Below are 18,283 nucleotides of genomic sequence, written 5' to 3'. Positions count from 1 at the left end.
TTTTCTAATTTAGATAACTCTAATATTTGTATTAAATTTTTTTTACTTATCTTCACAATAAACTGAGTGCAAAGCTTCTAATATCTTTGCTACACCTTTGTCTTTTATACTATAAAAACAAACTTGTGATTCTTTTCTGACCTTAACTAAGCCTTTTTTTCTAAGTACTGATAAATGTTGTGAAAAGGCTGATTGACTTAAATCAGAATATTTAGCTAATTCACCTACAGACATCTCACCTTTTGTAAGTAAGCACAAAATAAGCAATCTTGATTCATGTGAAATAGCTTTAAGCATATCAGCAGCTTTACTAGCATTTTTTTGCATTTGTACTAAATCCATTTCAAGCTCCAAAGACTAAACCTGTTTATATATTAGCAAATACTAATTTAGAAATCAACAATATAATGGATCAATTAAAGCTCTAGCCAAACACGTAATAAAAGTACTGCTAACTGAAATAGCTTAATTTTAAGCTATTTCAGGAGCTCACCCGTGTTAAGCACGAGGATGATTTTTCAGTAAATTTAGAATATTTCTTTAAATTCTTCGGCATAGTAAACTGTTTTGCCATGTAACTTCTTTAATTTACCAGACAAATCAAGAACCATAAATACATCTGCTGGAACATCATATTCACATTTTACATTGTATTCTGTAGCAGGTTTAAAACCAAATCGCGGGTAATAGTTTGGATGCCCTAGAACAAATATAGCATCAATGTTACACTTTTTTGCTTCTTGTATAACTTGTTCAACTAGCTTTGCTCCAATTCCTAAATTTTGGTAATTTGGAGATACACACATTGGAGCTAATCCATATATGTCTATATTTGGAATACCATCTTGAGACATTTTTGAAAGAATTATCTGTCCAATAATCTGATTATCTAACTCTGCAACTAAAGATATCAAATTCTGGTGGTCTGTATGTAATAGTCTGACTAATTTTTCCTCATCACCACTTTCAAAACAATTAGAAATAAGCTTATATATAAGCTCTTGATCTGCAAGTTGCTCATGCCTAATTTTTATATTCATACAAAACTTAGCCCCTTATAACTAAATCTCTAGTTGAACGTATCTCGATATTTATAAATTTATCTACTACCTTTAGCTTACCAAATACCGCAAACTTAGCTCTGATACTTTTATCAAAGTTTAAATATTTGACCTGGTTGGGTACGATAAAGGTTGAAAATCTAGAACCTTCATTTATTTTAAACAATAGCTTTAGGCTTTCACCTATATTTGAAGAGGTAATTCCTGCAACTCCATATAGCACAGCATATTTACCTTTTACTTTTTCCAAATCTATATCTGCTAACTCAAAAGTATTTATAGTATAAATATCTTGTTTAGAATATTCTCTAACACGTTTTTCTACCATTTGTTGCTTTTTCTTTGGCATCAAATTCAAGGTATCTGCGTAATTTAATTTACCATCATTCTCTACTTTAGTAAGTAAATTTATGCAACGTTCGAGGTTTTTATTAACTATAAAGTTAACTTTACTCATATCTTTTTTTGAATCACTAGCTATAAGCTCTTTGATTTTATTATCATCAATAGGCTTGCTTATTCTAGGACATAGCTCATCATGGGGATTATCTTCGGTAATAAATTCAAAATATGATTCTTGATCAGCTTTACGTACCAACTTAACTTTAGCAACTCCACAATCAGGACAATAAACATTGCCAAAATGAAGCTTACTATTATACTCGTTTATTTTTACAAAGCCTTTTTTATATCTAGCTATATTCACTACTTTTCCTTAAACTTTTTCAAACAGCATATCTGATATCGGATGTTCTAAGCTTTGCCCTCTTTTTTCAAACTTTGTCAAAGGGCGCCAGTCTGGTCTAGGAGCAAAGTCTGAATATAAATTTTTATACTGACCGTGGTTTTCTAGCAACCCTAAAACATCTTCGGCATAAGGTAACCAGTCACTAGCAAAATGCAACAACCCACCTTTATCTAATTTTCTAGCGAAAAGGTCAAGGTTAGATTGATTGACTAACCTACGTTTATTATGCTTTTTTTTATGCCATGGATCAGGAAAATATATCTGAATTGCTTTTAAAGAATTATCTTCGATCATATCTTGTAATACCTCTAAAGCATCGTGGCTTATAACTTGTAAGTTTGAAATGTCTCTATGCTCTATTTCATATAATATATTACCCACACCTGCCTTATGAACTTCAATTCCAAGGTAATTTTTATCTGGATTTTCTAGTGCCATTTGTACGAGAGAAGTCCCCATACCAAAACCTATTTCTAAAATCACTGGATGACGGTTATTAAAAATATTAGCAAAGTTTAACTTTTGTTCTTTTCTATATTCTATTAGGTATTTTTCAGAATATGTTTCCAATGCTAACTGCTGTTTTTTTGTGACTCTCCCCGCTCTTTGAACATAGCTTTTTATTTGACGCAAATTTTCTTTGGGTTTATCAAACATTTTTCTAGATTTATAACAATTTTGTTAATACTATTCTATATTAAGTAAATTAAAAATAAGAGTCTAACAATGCTAATATTCTTAACTATTATAGCTTTACAAATAAGTTGCCTTATTCTACCAGGTCCAGATTTCTTTGTAACTATTAGCAACTCTATCAAATTTGGGCAAAAATATGGTATTTATACTGCCTTGGGAGTAGCTTCTGGAATATTCCTAAATACTTTCTTTGTATACTGGTTTGGCTCATTTTTACTCTACAAAGAACCTATTTTATTTAAATTTATCATATTAATCGGAGTAGCTTATTTAGCTTATTTAGCTTTTAATCTCTATAAAAATGTTTTTACAAAAAGTCCACAAAACTCCAATGCTGAGCAATACATAAAAAATTTATATCAACTTGAAGAGCATCCAGCTTTCAAGTTCTTTTTAAATGGAGCTTTCACCAATCTTGCTAATGCTAAAGTGGTTGTATTTTTCAGCTCTATGCTAAGCTTAGTTGATGAGCTAACCAGCTTTGAAAAAATTGCTGTCTGGTTATGTATAACTTTAACTACTGCGATTTGGTTTTGTACAGTAGCTATATTTTTTGGCAATAATAAATTAAGAGAAATGTTTTTTAAAGCTATAAAAAAAATAGAACTTATTTCTGCAATTTTTATCACAGTTTTTATAATAATAATTTTAGTAGAACTTTTTTAGCTTATGAAGACAAATAAATTCCATCTGCTTTTATCAAGATTTTCTTACTTTTAAATAAGCTACCTATAGCTTTTTTAAATGATGATTTACTAATACCAAATTCTTTTTTTATAAGAACAGGGTCTAACTTATCATGAAATGCTACAAAACCACCTTTAGAAACTAAATAGTCGTATATTTTCTGAGCATTCTTAGCAAGGTCTTTATATACTAATTGTTGCAAACTTAAATCTATTCGACCATCTTTACGGATAGATTTAATATAGCCCTTCGTAGATTGCCCAAAGCTTAACCTTTGAAATACTTCATTTTTGTATAGTACACCCCAATGAGTATTATTTATGATTGCTTTATAACCGATATCAGTTGAGTTCCCTATAATCAGGTTAACCTCTTGGTTAAGCTTAAAATCACCATCATCAAAATCTGATATAAATTTGTTTATCTTAGAAGAAGCTATAAGCTTACCATTTACTTTATCACGGTAGATATATACTAAATATGATTTCCCAAGCTCAAAAGGTCTATGTTGCTCAGCTAAAGGTACAAGCAAATCTTTATCTAAACCCCAATCTAGAAACGCTCCTATATTAATAATTGATTTGACTGGTAAAAAAGCAATTTCACCAACAACTGCTACTTTTTTTGTAGTAGCCATAAGCTCAGACTTAGAATTTTCGTATAAAAGTACATTTATAGTATCTCCTACACTCAAATCATTTTCCAACTCTTTTTTAAGTAAAGTTGCAACGCCTAATTCTACAGCATCAAGATGTAATATATACTCATGAACATCTATAACTCTTAAATTATGATAGTTTCCTAAAGTAATCAAGTTAATTTCTCAGTAAAAATTCTTATGCTTTAATTATAACACTGGTTAAACTGTTGATATAGATAAATAGAGTCCCATAGCTTATAGACAAGATATTGAATTTGCAATTAGAGCTAAACACATTTAGTTTACAATCAAATCCTATATGTCTATCATTCAGGTAAATTATTTTTAAAAAACATCTAAGAGGGAAAACGTATGCTAAAAAGAATCATAATAAGCTTAGCTTTAATATTTTGTATACAAGCAGTATTTGCTAATAATGCTAAAATTGCAGCAATACAACTTACCGCAAAACAACAATCATTTGAAGAGCTAAAGCAAAGTATAACTAATTATGCAACTAAAGCTAAAGATCAAGGAGCTAATATTATAGTTTTCCCAGAAGATGATATGTTAAACCTTATCTATAATGATCCTTGGAGCAAAGATAGTTTAGTCAAACTATCAAAGTTTTATGATCAAATAAAAAATTTTGTCTCAGACCTCTCTAGAAAGCTAGATGTATATATTGTAGCTGGCTCTACTGTTAAACAAAAAGACCAAAAACTTTATAATACAGCTTTGATTGGTATACCTAGCGGTTATGTTATAGAGCAAGACAAAATATACCTAACCCCTAGTGAGCGAAAAGTTGGTTATACCGGTAGTGGTAACGATATATTAGTATTAAATACAAAATTTGGACGAGTCGCTATTTTAATTTGTTATACTAGCGAATTTGCTAATATTTCTTTAGCTCTGAGTCAAATTGAACCAGATATTATAATTGTACCATCATATACAGATGATATTTATGGTTTAAACCGTGTTCAAACAGCTATAAAAATGTTATCCATACAAAACTACTCTTACGGTGTAGCTGTTGGTATGGTTTCTAACCTTGATAAAAATAATCTAGAAAATGCAGATGGTGTTTCTCAGATGCTATTTACAAGCCCTCAGCAGAAAGAATTTCCAGCAGGAAAAATTGCTAAAGGTAAGTTTAATTATGAGCAGATGCTTATTGAAGATTTTGATATTAGTAAGCTACATTTAGCTAGAGAAAACTATACAGCATATCCAAACAAAGATGCTAAAGACATGCAGAAAAATCTTTCTATAAAAAGTTTTAATTTCAGATAACTAATAAAAGCTTAGACTCGCTTAAGCCTAAAACAACACCTTACCCCAACCTAGTTTTTCACGCAAAGTGTCATAGTAATTATAATTTTCTGTATGAAGCACAGAAACCTTTTTACTAGCTTTTCTAATAGTAACTTTTTGCTCTGACTTTAAAATAATATCATGACGCCCATCTATACTTAGTACAGGTTCAGGATTATTATAATCAGTTATATAAATATCTATAATACTATCATCTGAAATTACTAGTGGTCTGCTATTTAATGAATGTGAGCATACTGGTACTAAAACCATACTGTTTTGATTAGGGTTAAGTATTGGTCCACCTGCTGACATTGCATGGGCTGTAGAACCTGTCGGTGTAGCTACTATTAACCCATCACCTCTTTGGTCAAAAGCATAGCCACCATCAATAAAAACTTTCAACCCAAACATCCGGCCTCTACTAGCTGTTATAGCTATTTCGTTTAAGGCTATCGAAGCTTCTAATGGAGCCTCAATGTTATCAACTTGACACTTTAACATAGCCATCTTAGAAAGAGCGCTTTTACCTTTTAAAATATCTATTAGATCACCTTGTAACCCCTTACTATCAGATGTAATAGTCGTTAAAAATCCAAGCTTACCTTTGTTAACGCCTATAACTGGTATATTGCTATATAATGCCAAAACTCTAGATACTTGCAGAAAATTTCCATCACCACCTATTATTATGGCAACATCACAGTTTAAAGCTATATCTTTCAGGCACATTTTCGGGGTGTCTTTTAGAGCTAGGTTATGACTAGATTCACGCTCGATTATCACATCTAAACCCAAATCATTTAGTTGATAGCATAATCCCTGTATAGTTTCACCAACTTCTTTTTTATGGTGCTTGCCAATAATAGCTATCTTTTTATATACAAATGACATCTTTAAGTATCTTTTAAAATTACTATTAAGATTATAACAAAAAGGACTTTTATCAACTAAACTTTTATGGATTTTTAGGAATATACAAGCTAAAGTATTAGCTACAAATATAAATCAAGTACTTATAATGGATAAGAAAAATTTACTAACTAGCATAATAATACCTGTCAAAGATGAGTCAGAAGGTTTAGAGCAACTTTTTTCAAGGCTTATACCTATAGCTGAGCAATTACCAACCAAATATGAATTAATATTTGTCAATGATGGTAGTACAGATAGCACACTAGAGCTACTCTTAGAGAAACAAAAAAACCATAACGAGATAAAAGTCGTAGACTTATCACGTAACTTTGGCAAAGAATCAGCCCTTTATGCAGGTTTTGCAAACTGTAGCGGAGATGCCGCTATCTCTATAGATGCTGACCTACAAGACCCACCTGAATTAATATTAGAAATGGTAGACTATTGGTTAAAAGGCTATGAAGTTGTTACAGCTGTCAGAGAAAATCGAGATACAGATACTGCTGCAAAAAAAGGTTCTGCGGGGCTTTTTTATAAGTTAATGAATAGAATAAGTGAAACTAAACTAACGCCAAATGCTGGTGATTATCGATTATTAAACAGAGCAGCTATTAATGCTTTCTTAGAGCTTAAAGAAAAAGTACGTTTTAATAAAGGTTTACTTAGTTGGATAGGCTTTCATGAAAAGCTTGTCTACCATACTAGGGAGGGACGTGCTGCTGGGCAAACTAAATGGAATTATTGGAAACTATTCAAATTTTCTATAGATGGGATTACTAGCTTTAGTAAAGCCCCTCTAGAAATATGGTCTTATTTAGGAGTATTTATTGCGTTCATGAGCTTTATATATGGCTCTTTCATCATATTAAAATCGTTGATTTTTGGTATAAGCGTACCAGGTTATCCATCGTTAGTTACTTTTATACTATTTTTTAGTGGTCTACAAATGATTGGTATAGGCATGCTTGGAAGCTATATAGGTAGGGTATTTATCGAAACAAAACAGCGTCCTTTATACATAGTTAGAAAAGTGTATTATGGTGGTAAAGCTAGTTAGTCGCCATTGAAAAAGTCAAAGAATTATTTTTTATAAATATAATAGGTTTCGCTGCTTACTGCGCAAGCTACAGCGACATACTTTTTTCATAAAAAAAGTATGTAAAACTGCCTAACACTAGGCTAACGTAGCTATATTCATGTGTTTTAGCAACTTAGGCAAGTGGTATAACGTGTAAAATATACCATTTAAATGACAAATGAGCGTTTTTTTATTTCGCTAATCTACAAAGTTTCTACCTCTATAATACAACTACAGTCAGCGTTATAATATTTCATCGATACCAATTGAATAAGTCATGGTTTCTACATCGTATTGGATTAATTTATTAAAAGCAGATAATGTTTCTTTACTATTTGGGTTGTTATTATACTTATTTATATATAGTAAACGACTATTTGAACGGTTGCTATAGTGCTTTATTGAGTTTTCTTTAGATCTTTGAAAATCAAAATTAGTTCCAAAATCCTCATGGTAATTATGAGCAGCTGATAGTGTCTTACGATATAAATCGGGATTACTTGGTTGAGGGTAGCTTTTGAATTTATATTGAGATCGATAAAGACTTGAACCTGTACGTACAAGCTTAAGAAACTCCCCTAGTACTTTTTCAATGTGATATGGGGTTGTTATAGCAAAGAGACTTAGAACCTCATTTTCATCCTTTATGTCTTCACGATCGAACTCTTTCGATATTTTGTAATTTACAGGTTTATAACTCTTTGGTTCAACGTTATCTATATATATCTGTTCTTCACTTTTATACAAAATGTTATCGGTATCATAACTATCTTTCTGTGGTATTTTTATCGCATCAACGTTTCTTTTAAGTTGATTGCGGAGCTCAATTTCATTCTTAGGGATCGCTTCCCATGCAGGAGTCTTTCCTATTTTTAGCTTTCGGATTATTTTTGTAGAATAATCATCCCAAGGTTCTTGTGCGCCCCGCTCAGGCAAATCTACTCCTAAAATCTCACTGCGTCTACGATACCCTTCAAACGCTTCTTTTTCGTAATCGTTAAGTTTCTTCTGTAGTAAAGAATCTGTTTGTATACGTTCATTAAATTGCTGATGCAAAAGTTCGTGATTGATATTCTCAGTAGAAGCACCTTGACAAGTAAAAGCCGTATATTTGCCACATTTAAATTGTATCATTGATTCAGCTATGCTCTCACAAGTCATACCATTGAGTTCATCACCACCACTATGCCCCATAAAAATAAGTTTTTTGATAATTAAATTTTGTTTTTGAGCTATAGCATTTTGATACTCTTCTGAGGTGAAAACAGCGATACTAGTATCTTTATCTTTTGCATTGATTACGCTGATGCCTGCAACTTGTTCGGTATCTGATCCAAGCTGATTATGAATGACGATACAGTAGTCCAACTTCAAAGGTAGTGGTGAAAGTTTTAAACTAACAATATTTAAACGTGTTTGCCATTTAGTAGCAAAATCTAAAATTTTCTTATACGCAAGGATTGGCGGTCCAGGAATAAAACTCTGTTCACTAGTAACAATTTGTTTTTGCATACGTTTTTGCATATGTTTTTGCATACGTTTTTGCATATGTTTTAGCAGTAACATGATAACGCCATTATAAAGTCCAGATTTGATACTATCTAAGACAGGTCCAATAAAGGCAGGGTTATCTGGATCATGTTTAGAGAGAACAGCATGTAGAGATGTATGAATATTTGTTGCCATAACACCACAAGAATCTTGAGGTTTCCAAGCATTTACTATAATACGAAAAATATAGCAGCAAGCCGACCAATCTACGTCAGTTTCAATCACTAGTGCTTGGGAAAAAAACGTTTGTAAAATAGTAGGGGCGTTACCTTCTTTTTCTAGTGCGCGAATGAGCTGTGCACTTAAGGCGTCTATATCAATAAATCTGTAATACAGGTTTTTTACAGCTAGTGCAAAGTTATAAGGTTGATAAGCAAGCTCCTCCATCAATTGCTTACCCAAACTTGACGAAAGGAATTTTCCTGTATCTTTTAAATCAAGATTTTTCCATTTATAATGTTTTTGGATTAAATTTGCAGAAACAGCTTCTTTATCAGAAGCTAAAGTAACATTTATCGATAAAATTGTTTTTTGTTTAGATTTAAACTCGTTAACTTTGTCGTAATACTTTCCATATCCAGAGTAATCCCCAGTGTTACATAAAGATAAAGATTGTTGAATTAAAGCGAGTGACTCCACCACATGTTTTGAGTAAGATTCGAATATACGTTTATAACGCATATAAGAAGATTCTTGGCGTTCTAAATCTTTAATATATCGTTCTTTTTCTTTTAAAAAAAGAGTATAAATGCTCTCTATATTTTCACAGACTTCGACAGATTTTACATCTTCAAGTTTTGCAAGTTCTGGAGATGTTAACCTAACTTTCAAAGTTTCAAGTGCGATCTTCAATGATTCAACAGACACATTATCTGCTTTTAAGATGCAATACATGTGTCTATCTATTGATCTAGAAAATGAAAACTCCTCAAATTTAAACAAAGAAGAAGCTAGAGTTGTGATTGAATCTGTTGAAATCATAAATTTTTCCTTAGGCGCCTTATACATAACCTTTACCAACCTTAGAATAATAAAGGAAATAAAATACTTTTGGTACTGTCTTTAATTAACAATTCTTATTAAATTAGCCATAGTGAATAACGAACTAATTACAAAAAGGCAGTATAGCTTTGAAGGTTTTGTAGAGACAATTCTGATTAATAAAAATCTTACGGCTTTAAACGAATACCTTTGTTTAACAAATACCAAGCTAGATAGTATAAAACAAATGTAAAAATAACTATTGCAGAAAATGCTATATATGGGTTTACCGTAGAAATACCTATAAAGCCATATCTAACAAAATCAACTATATAAAATAGGGGATTACACGCTGATAAAAAGTGCCAAAATCCAGATAGATTATTTATATCGTAAAAAACACCGCCTAAATAAATAAGAGGCGTAAGTACAAATGTTGGAAAAATAGTTGTGTCATCAAACTTTTGTGAAAATATAGCATTCAATAAACCACCTAAAGAAAATAATGCTCCACAAAATATAAATCCAGCTAACACTAAAACAAAGCTATGAATAGTAGTAAAACCACCTAAAATAAAAGCCGCTATACTTACAAAAACTCCAACTAAAAATCCTCTAAATATTCCACCAGAAATATACCCAAGTACAATAATATGGTTATTAACTGGTGAAACTAAAAGCTCCTCTATTGCTCTACTAAAGCGTATCCCAAAAAATGAGCTAACCACATTACCATAAGAGTTCTGGATCACAGCCATTATTATTAAACCTGGAGTAATATACTGCATATAAGTAATACCATCATGCATATCACCTATACGGGCTCCTACAACTTTACCAAATATCAAAAAATATAAAACTATTGTGATTACCGAAGGTAAAAGAGTTTGTGGCCAAATTCTAAAAATCCTTTTACTCTCACGATTAAAAATTGTTACATACATTATCCAATAATCTCGAATGCTCATTTTACCCACCTACTTATTTCTTGCTACCTCTATAAATAGCTGTTCTAGTTTAGCTGATTTGGTTCTAACATCTAAAACTTCTAAATTATATTTTGTACTTAGTTCGGAGAAAATATTATTTAAAATAGCTCCCCTGCTTACTTCTACCTCTAAAGTGTAATCATCTATTAGTTTAGCTATTCCAGATTCAAGCTGTATATCATCATCACATTTAGATTTTAAATCAAAAATATATGTATGTTTATCTGCTGATTTTAGAAAGGTTTTCATATCTGTGTTTATATGCAATTTTCCTTTATGAATCAAAGCAATATGGTTACACATAGACTCAGCCTCTTCTAAGTAATGTGTAGTTAAAATCACAGTTAAACCTTCTTTATGAAACTGAGAAATCATTTCCCAAAGAGAATTCCTAAGCTCAACATCAACACCTGCTGTTGGCTCATCTAATATCAGTAGTTTAGGTTTATGAATTAAAGCTCTAATAACCATGAGCCTTCTTTTCATACCTCCAGACAAAAACCTTACTTGTGTATTACGTTTATCATACAAATCTACTTTTTTTAATAGTTCCTCAGCATATGGCTTAGCTTGTTTTTTTGAAATACCAAAAAAGCCGGCTTGAGTTATTAAAATGCTAATAGGTGTCTCAAAGATATTTAAGTTAATCTCCTGTGCCATAAAACCTAAATGCTTACGAGCCTGATTAAAATTAGTATCTATGTCATAGCCAAATATTTTAATTTTTCCAGACGTTTTATTTACAAGTGAAGATATCATCCCTAAAGTAGTAGATTTACCTGCTCCATTTGGACCTAACAAAGCAAAAAAATCTCCTTTTTCTACATTAAAGCTAATCTCATCAACTGCCTTTAACCCACTTTTATAAATTTTACTCAGATTCACTATTTCAAGAGCTTTTTCTTTTGGCATATGATCTAAATCACATTATTTGGTAAATATTAAGCAAATTATACCATTTCAGTATATGTTATACATAAAATACTTGAAAATGCAGGATTTATATCGGAGTACTTTATATATACCTAACTAATTTTGCTAAAAATGAATATAAATATTGTAACACCAACAACTACTATAAATATTGGTCTAACTAAATTTGATCCTTTTAGTATAACCATTTTTGAGCCCATCCAGCCACCAAAAAAACTTCCCAAAGCCATCATCAAACCATAAAATATATTCACATGACCAGATGCTATAAATATTACTAATGAGAATAAATTGCTTTTTAAATTAAGTACTTTAGCGTATCCTGAGGCTTGTAAAAATGTATATCCTAAAAAATAAACTATAACTATAATCCAAAAGTTACCTGTGCCTGGACCAAAAAAACCATCATAAGCACTTAGTAGAAAACCAAAAATGATAAAAAATGCCACCTCTGACATCCTTTTTTTACCAACATTCACACCTAAGTTTTTATTAAAAATACTAAATAAGAAAACTACAACTAAAAGCACCGGTACAATATAGTTCATAAATTCATTGTTAATAACTAATGCCATCACGGTACCAAAACACGCTCCTATAAACCCAGCTACCAATCCTCTAATAACAGTTTTGAAATCTATAAGCCCACTTTTATAGTATTTGAAAGTAGCCATTGCTGTACCAATGCTAGCTTGTAGCTTATTTGTGCCAAGTGTAACTATAATAGGTAAACCAACCATACTCAAAGCAGGAATACTAATAAGCCCCCCACCTCCAGCTATAGCATCTATAAAACTTGCTAAAAAGCCCATCGAAACTATAAACATACATAACAAGAAAAAATGATCTGCTAAAAACTCTTGCATATTTACTCCTTAATATGGATAGCAAGCCAAATGGTTGGATTGTCTGTATAAGTTACCCAATGCTTACTATTTTTAGGAATAAATAGATACTCTCCTTGCTCTAAGGTATATTCTTTATCTTCTAATTTAAGCTTTGCATTGCCTTTTAATACTAGTACCCATTCATCATGTTGTTGAATATAAGGTGCGTCAGTGGAAGTCACTTGGCCATATGAAATTATCTTTTCAATTTTAATGTTTTTAGCGTTTAATAAATCAATAAACTTTTCGTGTTTAGAAAAGTTAGGAATTACATCAAATAAATTATCTTCCATATTTATCTACAACTTAAAAACTTCACAAGTATTTTTATATGTTTGTTGGAAAACTTTATCGAGACTCTCTCCCCTTAAGCAAGCTAAAAATTCTGCCACGTACTTTACATACTCTGGATAATTTGGCTTACCTCTAAATGGTGCTGGTGTTAAATAAGGAGCATCTGTTTCCACCAAAATTCTATCTAATGGTAATTTTTTAGCTGTTTCTTGAATATCCTTGGCATTTTTGAAAGTCAAAATCCCAGAAAAGGAAATATACATACCCATATCTATAGCTTGTTTTGCCATATCATAATCTTCAGTAAAGCAATGTAAAATCCCTCCACACTTTTCTATATTTTCTGATTTTAAAATATCTAGAGTATCTTGTTTCGCTGCTCTTGTGTGAACAATTATTGGTTTGGAAACTTCTATAGCCGCCTGGATATGATTTACAAATTTTTCTATTTGCTTAGCTCTAGTATCTTGACTATTGTAGTAATAATCTAAGCCAGTTTCTCCTATAGCTACACATTTAAGATGATTAGATTTAGTAATCAGCTCTTCTATATTCGGCTGATAAGTGTCTAATTCACTGGGATGTACCCCAACAGAAAAATACACATTTTCAAAGTTTTCGGATATTTGTTGGATTTCGTCTATTTCATGCCATGCTACTGCAATTGATATAATCTTTTCAACTCCCACACTTTTTGCATTCTTTATAACTTGCTCAAGGCTTATATCTTCTAACTTTAAATAGTTAAGATGACAATGTGAATCAATAATCATTTTCTATGGAAAAATATTGTAAGTTAAAATGATTATAGCAAACAAGCTATACCATCAACAAAAAAATTGAGCTAATTGGAAATAACTAACACACCGCCAGAAAAATTGCTTTCTTTTTATCTACTAATATTTATACTCAAACTAGCTTTTGCTAATATCTTAAGTAATTTCTTTTTATAAAAAGTATTATGGCATTATACACCTATCCTTCTAATAAACTTGAATATCTAGTAAAGATATTTTCTAAATTACTGCAGTTTAATAAAAAAGAAATTTTTAAGCCAACTTATATACTAGTTGGTAGCCGTGGCATGCAACACTGGTTAAGCATGGAACTTGCCAAGCAAAACAGCATTTCCATGAACACAAAATTTGATATGGTAAATAGTTTTATAATTAACACTAGTTACAAAATAACTAACAATCAATCTCATAAGAAAGCTTATTCTAAAGAAGTTCTTAGCTGGCGTATATTCAAATTACTAGATGACATTGGCGTTGCCAAACTAAAAAACTACTACAAGGATAGTAGCCAAAGAAAATATCAATTAAGCTCACAAATAGCTAATGTTTTTAGCAAATATATAAAGTATCGCCCTGCTTGGTTAGAAAAATGGCAAAATCTTCAATTTATTAGCAACTCACCTTCTGAGGACGAACTATGGCAAGCTAAACTTTGGCAACTTCTTACAAGCGAAAATCCTAAAACACCTATTCAAATACAAAAACAAGGCATAGGAAAACTTAGTTCTGAAACTTTACCTAAAGATATTTACATCTTTGGAATTAGTGCAATTTCACCTAATAATTTAGAATTTCTGCTCGAAGTAGCAAAGTACACAAATATACATCTTCTGTATTTAAACCCTTGTAGTGAATATTGGTACGATTTAAAAAAAGCTAAAATAGCTAGTTGGCTTAATACCGAAGAAGATTTTACAATACAACCTTTATTAGCTAGCTTTGGCCAACAAGGAAAAGATTTTTTCAACCAACTTTTAGAACAAAATCAGCAAGAATTCACTAGTTTTGAGCATGTATGTGAGAATATAAAAATAACACCTTCTGATGGAGGCTCTCTACTAACAAATATCCAACGAAATATACTTGAATTAAATACTGAAAAGTATACGAATAGTATTGATAACTCTGTAATAATAAATTCTTGTCATAGTCCACTTAGAGAAATACAAGTTTTACATGATAACCTTCTAGAGCTCTTTGAACAAGACTCTACCCTGCAACCACAAGATGTTTTAGTAATGTGCCCAAATATTGAGGATTATGCTCCTTATATAGAATCAGTTTTCACTAAATCTCCTAGTGATTCGCCTAACAGACTTCCTTGTTCAATAGCTGATAGATCGATTATAGATTCAGAAAGTTTAGCAGCTAGTTTTATTGAGATTCTTAAGCTTCCTGATAGTAACTTTGAAGTTACCAAAATTATAGATTATTTATCCGTACCAGCTTTACAACGAAAATTTGACATTACACTTGACCAACTTGAAACTATTAAATACTGGTTAACTGAGGCCTGTATACATAGAGGATTAAATAACCAAACTTTTAGCTGGAATTGGGGACTTAAACGACTATTGTTAGGTTTTTGCTTAGCTGATGAGCCTATGATTATAGAAGATTCATTGCAAACTCTACCGAATATCCAAACAAATGATATTCAAGAACTTGGAAAACTATATGAACTTATTGAACTTCTACAATCATTTTCTGAAGAACTTAAACAAAAACGCTCAGCCCATGACTGGCAAGAATTTTTATTAAAAATACTGGATACATTATTTAATATAGACGACTCTGATGAATACATAGCAAACGTTATTAAACAAAATATTGCAAAAATTGTACAACATACTGACCAAGCTAACTTTACAGGGCTAATTGATCTAGCCATTATTCGAAATATTTTAACCACAGCTCTTTCTGAGCCTATTGTAAATAACCATTTCTTACGTGGTAAAATCACCTTCTGTTCAATGACTCCTATGAGAAGTATACCGTTTAAAGTAATTGCTATGCTTGGGCTTAATAGTACAACTTATCCCCGTAAAGATACAAAAATTAGTTTTGATCTGACAAACCATTTTTCAGCTCAAAAAGGTGACAGAACCAAACGTGATGATGATAAATATCTCTTCTTAGAAACAATAATTTCTGCTAGATCAGTGTTGTACCTAAGCTTTCAAGGAAACAGTTACAAAAATAATTCTGAACAAGAACCAAGCCTTATAGTCAAAGAGTTTATAAGTTATTTAGAAACCCACTATAGCTGGAATCTTAAATACAACCTTAAAAAATACCCTTTACATCCCTTTAGTCCAAAATGCTATAGCAAAAACTATCAAAGCTACGATGATAAGTGGTTAAAGCTTATAAGAGCAGAGAAACAAAATTTTAATTCCCAAAGAAATAACGATGTAGAGTTGCCTACTAAATTTAGTTTACAAGAAATAGTTAACATTTTTGAAGATCCTTTCAAAGCTTATTCACAACATACTCTAGGCTTGACTCTACAAGAAAATGAACCAGGACTTTCAGATACAGAACCTTTCGAAATAAATGCTTTACAAACTTATAAAATAAAAGAACATTTTTTAAATTGTCATGAAAATCACAAAGATATTGATTTAAGCATCAAACACCTTAGATTTTCTGGTAGGTTGCCTCAATCACCACTTACTGATGAATTATTGCACCAGAACCTAGACTTAGTAAGTAGTTTTTACGATAAAATTGACCACTTAAATCTACAAAACTTAACTTTAGAAGCAAATATACAAAATATAAAAATATATTCTAATATTAAATTATCTAGTGATAATACTTTAACCTTATATAAGGTTTCTAGCTTAAAACCAAAAGATAAGTTACAACTTTATCTAAAGTGTATATTGTACAATCACATCTATAATGAAAAAATAACTGGAGAATATTTATATATCAATGATAAAAAAGTAGAGTCCTTTAAAATTAATACTCTTGAAATAGAAAATGTCGAAAACGAATTATCTCATTATTTAATTCAAGCAATAAATTTTCTAAAGCAGCCTACTCTTGCTCATATCAGCCTGCTTGAACCTGCTCTTCAAGAAAATAACAATAAAATCAATGAGGTTTTATATAAAGGTCCTCGTCCTTTAGCTAAAAATCTTTATTATAAATTATTAAATGACAGTAGCACTCATATAAAAAATATAAATAAGTATTATACAGAATACTTCGTAAAATTATTTTAAGTAAAAATAATAATTATACATAGCTTATAACAAATTATTAAGAACTTTTTATTTCAGGGTTTTCTTTGATAGTTTTTAAAATATAATGCGTTGTAGAGTCCAGTAAGTCCTGCATTAGTTTATAACTTTTTGAATCTTTACTAGAATAACGAGTTATTTTAGCTATCTTTTCTATTTCCAACAGCTGGTTTTTCACGAATTCAATAAGCTCTTGGTCACCTCCTTGAGGGGCACTATCTTTTTTAACGAGCCTTGCATTTATTCTTGTAGCTATATTTTGACGAATTGCTATTAGCTTATTGTATTTTTGTGGAGAAAATACGTTTAAAAAAGGATTCATCTCTAATGCCATATAATCAACCAACTTATATAAATTACATAAAACTATTGAGTTGATACTACATCTCAAATATAAAGGGTTAATATATAACTGATCCAAAGGGATAGGATAGTTACTAATCATATGATGCTTAACTCCAACTTCCCCTTGAAGGTTTCGGACAACAATATTTTTTGAAATAATTTCTTCACAAAAAATTTTAACATGGTCTTTATTTATCTCACTTGGATATTTAGGATAGCAACTTTCTATTTGACGTAAGTAAGCTAAAAATATACTACTCATACTTAGAGTTATATTTATATCAGTGTGACTACGACTTTGTATTATTAATACATCTCTTTCAGTATAAGGTGAAGTTGGAGGAAGGTACCTATCAAATCCAGGTGTCCAGTTTAAGTAGTTACCAACTCCATACACAACAAGACGAATGGGGGTTTTTCTTAAAATATCAGCTTTACTTGCTATGCCAAATGGCACACATGAAAAGAAATTTCCAGGCACCGGATCAAATGCAAATAGATACGTTTTCTCTAATATTTCTTTGCTTTGGGAAACTTTGTTTAATTCATTAGCAAAAAGCATTGCAGTAAAACACCCCCTACTGAATCCTACTAATACCAGAGATCTACAATTTTTAATTTTCTCACCAGTTAACTCACCAAACTCAGTATTTAAAGGCTGGAAAGTTCTCTTATTTAGCTTTTTAGGTTTTTTTGCATATTTATTATTTCGGCTTTGCGCTAATTTCTTTAGTTTAGAGTCGTCAGATAATTGTGCAGATAAATACTTTGCTGTTTTACTTAAATCTGGAAAAAACACATCTTTAAGTGTTTGACCACAACCTTCAACAAAGTAAGTTTCATACTCGTCTTTTTTTTTTAAACAAACCATTAACAAATCATTTTCAATCTCGTCTTTATAGAAATCTTTTATCCACCTAGAATTCGCTCCAGTCCCTTTAAAATAAATCACTATCTTTTTTTCAGAATACTGGTTATTGTTTTCACCTCTATCCATATATAGCTTACCTCCTGAGGTTGCATTTTCACAATTAGAATTATTGTTAAAATTTTTGTATTTATAGCATGTTATAGCTAACTACACTAAAAAGTAGCATATCATTCCGTCAA

General features: G+C 31.0%; 17 protein-coding genes. 4 read left to right on the top strand and 13 right to left on the bottom strand.

All coding sequences use genetic code 11. The annotated features are described in order from the left end of the window. Nucleotides 1-42: 42 nt before the first annotated feature. The 4 genes from FRA_RS02210 to trmB form a co-directional block, all read right to left on the bottom strand. Nucleotides 43-342 (bottom strand): ArsR/SmtB family transcription factor, encoded by a 300-nt coding sequence (locus FRA_RS02210; RefSeq protein ID WP_035721515.1) that lies wholly within the window; start codon nucleotides 340-342, stop codon nucleotides 43-45. Nucleotides 343-527: 185 nt separating this feature from the next. Continuing rightward, complete coding sequence (locus tag FRA_RS02205; RefSeq protein WP_035721512.1) at nucleotides 528-1,040, bottom strand: GNAT family N-acetyltransferase; 513 nt, start codon at nucleotides 1,038-1,040, stop codon at nucleotides 528-530. 7 nt (nucleotides 1,041-1,047) lie between these two features. Beyond that, nucleotides 1,048-1,767, bottom strand: a complete 720-nt coding sequence (locus tag FRA_RS02200) for a hypothetical protein (RefSeq protein WP_035721509.1) — start codon at nucleotides 1,765-1,767, stop codon at nucleotides 1,048-1,050. A 9-nt stretch (nucleotides 1,768-1,776) separates the two neighbouring features. After that, the gene (gene trmB / locus FRA_RS02195; RefSeq protein ID WP_035721506.1) at nucleotides 1,777-2,466 is read right to left on the bottom strand and encodes a tRNA (guanosine(46)-N7)-methyltransferase TrmB; all 690 of its coding nucleotides are present in this window, start codon (nucleotides 2,464-2,466) and stop codon (nucleotides 1,777-1,779) included. Between the two features lie 69 nt (nucleotides 2,467-2,535). On the opposite strand from trmB, the gene FRA_RS02190 reads away from it, so the two are divergent. Next, the gene (locus FRA_RS02190) at nucleotides 2,536-3,171 is read left to right on the top strand and encodes a LysE family transporter (RefSeq protein ID WP_035721504.1); all 636 of its coding nucleotides are present in this window, start codon (nucleotides 2,536-2,538) and stop codon (nucleotides 3,169-3,171) included. Between the two features lies 1 nt (nucleotide 3,172). Here FRA_RS02190 and FRA_RS02185 read toward each other — a convergent pair whose 3' ends face one another. Further along, on the bottom strand, nucleotides 3,173-4,006 hold the full coding sequence (locus tag FRA_RS02185; RefSeq protein ID WP_035721501.1) for a CvfB family protein: 834 nt from the start codon (nucleotides 4,004-4,006) through the stop codon (nucleotides 3,173-3,175). A 198-nt stretch (nucleotides 4,007-4,204) separates the two neighbouring features. Between FRA_RS02185 and FRA_RS02180 the strand changes: the two genes are divergently transcribed. Next, entirely contained in the window at nucleotides 4,205-5,131 is a 927-nt protein-coding gene (locus tag FRA_RS02180) for a nitrilase-related carbon-nitrogen hydrolase (RefSeq protein WP_035721499.1), read from the top strand. Nucleotides 5,132-5,158: 27 nt separating this feature from the next. Here the strand turns inward: FRA_RS02180 and FRA_RS02175 are convergent, their stop codons facing one another. Continuing rightward, nucleotides 5,159-6,046: an NAD(+)/NADH kinase gene (locus tag FRA_RS02175; protein WP_035721498.1), complete on the bottom strand. Its 888-nt coding sequence runs from the start codon at nucleotides 6,044-6,046 to the stop codon at nucleotides 5,159-5,161. A gap of 127 nt (nucleotides 6,047-6,173) precedes the next feature. Between FRA_RS02175 and FRA_RS02170 the strand changes: the two genes are divergently transcribed. After that, on the top strand, nucleotides 6,174-7,124 hold the full coding sequence (locus tag FRA_RS02170) for a glycosyltransferase family 2 protein (RefSeq protein WP_035721495.1): 951 nt from the start codon (nucleotides 6,174-6,176) through the stop codon (nucleotides 7,122-7,124). A gap of 264 nt (nucleotides 7,125-7,388) precedes the next feature. Here the strand turns inward: FRA_RS02170 and FRA_RS02165 are convergent, their stop codons facing one another. From FRA_RS02165 to FRA_RS02140, 6 genes are all read right to left on the bottom strand, one after another. Continuing rightward, a complete protein-coding gene (locus FRA_RS02165; protein WP_464110831.1) occupies nucleotides 7,389-9,704 on the bottom strand; it encodes a hypothetical protein in 2,316 nt (771 codons plus the stop codon). 161 nt (nucleotides 9,705-9,865) lie between these two features. After that, a complete protein-coding gene (locus FRA_RS02160) occupies nucleotides 9,866-10,645 on the bottom strand; it encodes an ABC transporter permease (protein WP_035721490.1) in 780 nt (259 codons plus the stop codon). 9 nt (nucleotides 10,646-10,654) lie between these two features. Continuing rightward, a complete protein-coding gene (locus FRA_RS02155) occupies nucleotides 10,655-11,578 on the bottom strand; it encodes an ABC transporter ATP-binding protein (RefSeq protein WP_035721488.1) in 924 nt (307 codons plus the stop codon). Nucleotides 11,579-11,691: 113 nt separating this feature from the next. Further along, nucleotides 11,692-12,465, bottom strand: a complete 774-nt coding sequence (locus FRA_RS02150) for a TSUP family transporter (protein WP_035721485.1) — start codon at nucleotides 12,463-12,465, stop codon at nucleotides 11,692-11,694. Nucleotides 12,466-12,467: 2 nt separating this feature from the next. Then, nucleotides 12,468-12,779 (bottom strand): cupin domain-containing protein, encoded by a 312-nt coding sequence (locus tag FRA_RS02145; RefSeq protein WP_035721483.1) that lies wholly within the window; start codon nucleotides 12,777-12,779, stop codon nucleotides 12,468-12,470. Nucleotides 12,780-12,785: 6 nt separating this feature from the next. Next, the gene (locus FRA_RS02140; protein ID WP_035721481.1) at nucleotides 12,786-13,553 is read right to left on the bottom strand and encodes a TatD family hydrolase; all 768 of its coding nucleotides are present in this window, start codon (nucleotides 13,551-13,553) and stop codon (nucleotides 12,786-12,788) included. A 188-nt stretch (nucleotides 13,554-13,741) separates the two neighbouring features. On the opposite strand from FRA_RS02140, the gene recC reads away from it, so the two are divergent. After that, entirely contained in the window at nucleotides 13,742-16,810 is a 3,069-nt protein-coding gene (recC, locus tag FRA_RS02135; RefSeq protein ID WP_051686804.1) for an exodeoxyribonuclease V subunit gamma, read from the top strand. A gap of 37 nt (nucleotides 16,811-16,847) precedes the next feature. Here recC and FRA_RS02130 read toward each other — a convergent pair whose 3' ends face one another. Beyond that, entirely contained in the window at nucleotides 16,848-18,170 is a 1,323-nt protein-coding gene (locus tag FRA_RS02130; protein ID WP_035721479.1) for a hypothetical protein, read from the bottom strand. Nucleotides 18,171-18,283: the final 113 nt, after the last annotated feature.

Origin of the sequence: Allofrancisella heilbronnii, from assembly GCF_000710735.2 — a bacterium.
In the GTDB taxonomy this organism is placed as follows: domain Bacteria; phylum Pseudomonadota; class Gammaproteobacteria; order Francisellales; family Francisellaceae; genus Francisella; species Francisella frigidaquae.
This window is presented reverse-complemented; position numbering and strand designations above follow the sequence as displayed.